The sequence below is a fragment of the Pseudomonas sp. R62 genome (genome assembly GCF_000257605.1).
In the GTDB taxonomy this organism is placed as follows: Bacteria; Pseudomonadota; Gammaproteobacteria; order Pseudomonadales; family Pseudomonadaceae; genus Aquipseudomonas; species Aquipseudomonas atacamensis.
The window spans coordinates 898,460-904,053 of sequence record NZ_JH635999.1 but is presented as its reverse complement, the minus strand read 5'-3'; the positions used below and the strand labels follow the sequence as shown (position 1 = coordinate 904,053).

The window sequence follows — 5,594 nt, the reverse complement described above, 5'->3', positions numbered from 1 at the left end:
TTCCCAGCCGACATACCGAATACCGAAACTTGCAACTGCGGAGCCAATAGCGCCGCCAACAAAGTTGATACTGATAAACACCGCGGTAATCCGTGAATTGGCTGCGGGGGCCAGTTTGTAGATGACCGATTGATGGGTGATCTGCAAGCCCATTACGCCAACGTTCAAGGCCATTGCGGCAGCGATTATTATCCAGAGCCCTGTCGCCGCAAAGCTCAGCACCGCCCAGGCCAGTATCATCAACGAGGCCAACCCGAATGCCAGCGCGTGCCGGTAGCCATGATCACAGAGCCGGCCAACCACACCGGGAATCAACGCGCCAGTCACTCCCGTGAGCCCGATCAGTCCGATGCTCGAAGTCGAAAAATCGAACGGCGGTTGCGACAACAGTATTGGTAATCCAGTCCACAACATGCTGAAGCTGGCCATTCCCAGCGCACCGTAAAGCGCCCGGCGAGCAAGCGCTGGATACTCGAGGATGAGTTGCCACAACGAGCGCATCAACTGCTCATAGCGCACGGGCTGGCCTCGGCGCTCGGGCTCGGTTGGCAAGGTGATTCTGAGCAGCATGAGCAGGATCAGCGCCGCGCACCCGGCGCTGGCGTACACCAAGCGCCACCCTGCCGCGTTGCCGATACCGCCGGAGACCAGCCACGACAGCGGTATCGCGAGCAAGGCACCGGTCATCACCACGCCGATCACTTGACCGCGCCGATGCTCAGCTGCGATGGACGCTACGTACGGCACAATCAACATGGCAGCGGATGCCGTGACTCCACTGATCAACACTGCGGCGCAGAACAACAAGAAATTCGCGCTGGCCGCAGCCACAAACAGCGCTAGTGCGTTGATGGTAAACATCCGGCTCAGAAGCGCTCTTCTTTCGAGGACGTCACCGAGCGGGACGACCAGCACAATGCCCAGCGTGTAGCCAAGTTGAGCGCAACTCACCAGCAGGCCGGACGTGGCGAGCGGAATATCAAATGTCCCCGTTACCAACGACAGGATCGGCTGCAGATAATAGAGATTAGCGATCATGGACCCCGCTGCGAATGCGCAAAGCCACATGAAAGGTCGGGACGGGGACGACGAATTCATACAAATACTCCTCGGTAAATGCCGTTCAAAATTGGGCGAGTCAACTCACTCGCCCAGTTTTTCCCGCACCGCGTCGTCCCCGTTAACTCACTCCTCTCAGGTGTTTGCCTGATTCTGTAGCGTCCATGCCATCAGTGCGGGCTTCGCCTGTCAGGCCGTCGGGAAGTCCGCGCCACGGGCGGTAGATTCCCATGCGCTGAACTCGCGGCCCATGGCGGCAAGCTTCGCCTGCGCTGCCTCATAGGCTTCATTGCCCAACAGCAGGCGCGCCGGCGGCGCTGCGCAGGTAACCGCGGCGTAGATTGCCGCTGCCGCCCTGGCTGGGTCGCCAGCTTGATTGCCAACAGATTGCTGATATGCGCGCATCGCAGCGCCGGCGGTTGCCTGGTAATCCTCGGCCACCGTTTGCGCGGCGCCCGAAGACCCCGCCCATTGGGTTCTGAAGGCGCTGGGCTGAACGGTCATCACGCCGATACCCAGTGGCGCAACTTCGGCGCGCAGACTTTCCGACAGGCCCTCCACGGCGAACTTCGTCGCGCAGTAATGGCCGACCGCTTCGAACCCGACCAGACCGCCTACCGATGTGAGGTTGACGATCATGCCGGTGCGCCGCTTGCGCATGCCTGGCAGTACTGCGCGAATCATATTGGCCGTGCCGAAGTAGTTGACCTCGAACATCCGCCGAACAGCTTCATCGTCGCTGTCTTCTACCGATGAGAAATAGCCAACGCCGGCGTTATTGATCAGCACGTCCACGCGCCCGAAGCGATGCTCGGCCGCCTGTACGACCTGCATCGCCTGCGCCGGATCGGTCACGTCCAGAGGCAGAATCAAAGCGTCGCCGAGGGCGGCCAGATCCTCGATCTGCTGTGTGTTGCGCGCCGTGACCACCACACGCTCACCCTCATTCAGCAGCGCCGTGGCGATGTGGCGACCGAACCCGGTGGAACAGCCTGTAACCAACCAAACCTTAGTCTCGTTCATTGCAGTACTCCTCTTGATAGCGGCGGTTCAGGATTCGGCTGAACCGCGTTCGAGACCAACGTACCGAATCCGCCCCGCCGCTGTTATCCGATTAGTCCGCGACATTTGCCTGATTCTGCTCACCAACACACGTCGCTAACCACAGAGGAAGGTCCCCTTCGATATCTGCTGCATTTCTATTTTTTCGAACCTGATCATCGAAACTTGTCGGCTATTGCGCAAAGCTGCGCGGTGACATCATCTGCTCCACAACGGCGCTTCATGGTGAAGCGCTGAAATCAGCGGAATCCACGTCATGTCCCACGCAGCCACAATTTCCAGCGTCACTGCTTCAACGTCTTCCAACCTCAACAGCAGCGTTTCCTTGATCGGGCGGATTCTTCTGAGCGCGATCTTCATTCTTTCGGGCCTGTCGAAAATCGCGGCACCGGCCATGATGATTGGCTACATCGGCTCTGTCGGGTTGCCTTTTCCCGCACTGGCGTTGGGCGTAGCGATTGCTGTCGAGGTTCTCGGCGGCGTAGCGTTGATCGCCGGTTATCGCACACGTACCACCGCAGCGCTGTTGGTGATTTTCAGCGTACTGACCGCACTGATTTTCCATAACGCCCTGGCGGACCAGAATCAGTTCATTCACTTCTTCAAGAATATCGCCATGGCCGGTGGGCTCTTGCAGATCGTTTCTTTCGGCGCAGGGCGTTTCAGCCTCGACGCACGTCGCCACTAATCGAATCGCCGGCGCGTCCATTTCTTCCGACGAGCCTTGACCATCACAACGGAGAGAATCATGAAAGCGATCCAAGTCGCGCAGTACGGCCAGGCAGAAGCGCTGGAGCTCAAAGAACTTGCGGATCTGAAACCCAATGACGATCAGGTGTTAATCAATGTTGCCGGTAGTGGGATCAATCCAATCGATTGGAAAATCCTCTCCGGTGCCATGCAGCAATTCATTCCTCTGCCACTGCCCTACACGCCTGGCGTGGAAGTCTCAGGCACAGTCGCCGCGGTGGGCAGGAATGTCAGAGACTTTGTCGTTGGCGACAAGGTGTTCGGGTTTATCGGGATTACCGGCGGATATGCGACCCAGGCCCTCTCAACGCCAGATCGTCTGGCCCACACGCCGACAACCCTGTCGTTGCGAGAGGCCGGCGGCGTGCCGGCGGCAGCGCTGACCGCTTGGCAAGCTCTGCATGAACACGCCGGAATTCAGGCAGGTCAAAAAGTCCTCATTCACGGCGGCTCAGGTGGCGTGGGCAGCTTCGCAATCCAGCTCGCCCGCCTTGCCGGTGCATATGTGATCGCGACCAGCTCTGCGAAGAACCACGACTATCTGCGTTCACTTGGCGCCGATGAGGTGATTGACTACACCACGGCTAAATTCGAAGACAGCGTTGCTGACCTCGATGCGGTCATTGATCTGGTCGGCGGCGAAACTCAGAACCGCTCATGGAGTGTGATCAAGCGCGGGGGCGTTCTGGTTTCCCCCGTAAGCGCACCCTCTGCACAGAAGGCAAGCGAGCACGGTGTGAGTGGCAAAAATTTCGCCACCCGCTCCGATGGCAGCCAATTGGCCGAGATTGCCGCGCTGTTCACATCCGGCAAGCTCAGCCTTGAGGCTCAAGTGGTACCGCTGACAGGAGTTGTCGACGCGGTTAAACAAAGCTGGGCCGGACACACCCGGGGAAAAATCGTGCTCGATGTCAGCGCTCAGGCCGAATCCTGAACCAGATCGCATACATCGCCGGCAGAAACACCAGCGTGATGATGGTGCCAACAAACGTGCCGCCGATCAGCGTGTACGCCAGCGTGCCCCAGAACACCGAGTGGGTCAGCGGAATGAACGCGAGAATCGCCGCCAGCGCGGTCAACAACACCGGCCGCGCCCGTTGCACTGTCGCTTCAACCACGGCATGGAACGGCGCCAGCCCTTCCTGCTCGTTGTGATGGATCTGCCCGATCAGAATCAGCGTGTTGCGCATCAGAATCCCGGACAGCGCAATCAACCCGACCAGCGCATTGATACCGAATGGCTGGTTGAAGATCAGCAGCGTCGGCACCACACCGATCAAGCCTAACGGCGAGGTGAGGAAGACCATGATCATCGCCGAGATCGAGCGTACCTGGACGATGATGATGAGCAGCGTCATGGCGATCATGATCGGCAGCAACGGCAGAATCGCTTTGCCGGCCTTGCCGGATTCTTCGATGGCGCCCGCCTGTTCAATCCGGTAGCCGGAAGGCAGGTTTTCGATAATCGGCTGCAACTGCTGGATGATCGCGCCGGACACGTCCGGTGGCTGCAAACCTTCGGCGATGTCGCCGCGCACGGTGATGGTCGGCGTGCGATCGCGGCGGCGCAGGATCGGGTCTTCCATGCGCACTTCGACCTGGCCGATCTGCGACAGCGGGATGCGCTGCCCCGCTGCGCCGACCAGGGTGAAGCCTTGGATCTGCGCCGGATCAAGGCGGATATTGCCCGCCGCACGGCCAACGACCTGCACGGAACGAATGTCTTCGCGCACCGCCGTGATCGGCACGCCGCTGAGCAGAAATTGCAACTGCTGGGCGACCGCGCTGGACGTAAGCCCCACCGCCTGCAAGCGGTCCTGATCCAGGTTGAAATGCAAGGTCGGCGTCAGCGGCCCCCAGTCAGTGTTGACGGTTCTCATCATCGGGCTGTTCTGCATCACCGCCCTGACCTGCTCGGCGATGTCGCGCAATTTCGCCGGATCAGGCCCCATCACCCGGTAGGCCACCGGAAATGGCGAATACGGGCCGAATACGATCTGCGTCGCCCGAACCCGCGCCTCTGGAGCAAGCCCTTCGGCGACCGCTTCGCGCAAACGCAACTTCAGAGTTTCACGGGCGTTTTGGCTGTCGGTCAGCACAACGATTTTGGCGAACGATGGGTCCGGCAACTCCGGCGCCATCGCCAGGAAAAACCGTGGTGCACCCTGACCGATATAGGCGGTGACGATTTTGGCCTCTTCCTGCTGATGCAGCCAGGCTTCGACCTTGGCCGCCGCGGCACTGGTCTGCTCGATGGACGTGCCGTAGGGCATCTGCACTTCGATCATCACTTCGGGGCGGTCAGAGGTCGGAAAGAACTGCTTCTTCACCAGCCCCATGCCTGGAATCGCAACGGCAAACAGCGCGACCACCGCACCGGCCACCAGCCATTTGCGCGTGATCACCCACGCCAGAACACGCCGGAAACGGTTATAGCGCGGCGTGTCGTAGATTGCCGCGTGCCCGCCTTCGACTTTCTTGATGTCCGGCAACAGCTTCACGCCCAGGTACGGCGTGAAAGCCACGGCGACGACCCACGACGCAATGAGCGCGATGCCGACAATCCAGAACATGTTGCTGGTGTATTCGCCCGCCGTTGATTGCGCGAATCCGTTGGGCAGAAAGCCAATCGCCGTCACCAGCGTACCGGCCAGCATTGGCGCTGCCGTGTGGCTCCAGGCATAAGCGGAGGCCTTGATGCGGTCGTAGCCCTCCTCCATCTT

Annotated in this window: 5 protein-coding genes; 2 read left to right on the top strand and 3 right to left on the bottom strand. The window is 60.0% G+C overall.

All coding sequences use genetic code 11. The annotated features are described in order from the left end of the window. Positions 1–1,068: MFS transporter (locus OQK_RS22465; RefSeq protein WP_274380922.1), on the bottom strand; the 1,068-nt coding region annotated here is incomplete at its 3' end. Between the two features lie 180 nt (positions 1,069–1,248). Then, positions 1,249–2,082, bottom strand: a complete 834-nt coding sequence (locus OQK_RS22460; protein WP_016774388.1) for an oxidoreductase — start codon at positions 2,080–2,082, stop codon at positions 1,249–1,251. 295 nt (positions 2,083–2,377) lie between these two features. Between OQK_RS22460 and OQK_RS22455 the strand changes: the two genes are divergently transcribed. Beyond that, positions 2,378–2,809: a DoxX family protein gene (locus OQK_RS22455; RefSeq protein WP_016774387.1), complete on the top strand. Its 432-nt coding sequence runs from the start codon at positions 2,378–2,380 to the stop codon at positions 2,807–2,809. A 60-nt stretch (positions 2,810–2,869) separates the two neighbouring features. After that, complete coding sequence (locus tag OQK_RS22450; protein WP_016774386.1) at positions 2,870–3,805, top strand: NADP-dependent oxidoreductase; 936 nt, start codon at positions 2,870–2,872, stop codon at positions 3,803–3,805. Here OQK_RS22450 and OQK_RS22445 read toward each other — a convergent pair. Continuing rightward, the coding region (locus OQK_RS22445) for an efflux RND transporter permease subunit (RefSeq protein WP_038861574.1) at positions 3,783–5,594 on the bottom strand (1,812 nt) is incomplete at its 5' end. The two genes, OQK_RS22450 and OQK_RS22445, sit on opposite strands and share 23 nt — an antisense overlap.

Excerpts from the sequence above, each read along its gene's own strand:
- OQK_RS22460 (WP_016774388.1), bottom strand. The coding sequence starts at position 2,082 with ATGAACGAGACTAAGGTTTGGTTGGTTACAGGCTGTTCCACCGGGTTC.
- OQK_RS22455 (WP_016774387.1), top strand. The coding sequence starts at position 2,378 with ATGTCCCACGCAGCCACAATTTCCAGCGTCACTGCTTCAACGTCTTCC.
- OQK_RS22450 (WP_016774386.1), top strand. The coding sequence starts at position 2,870 with ATGAAAGCGATCCAAGTCGCGCAGTACGGCCAGGCAGAAGCGCTGGAG.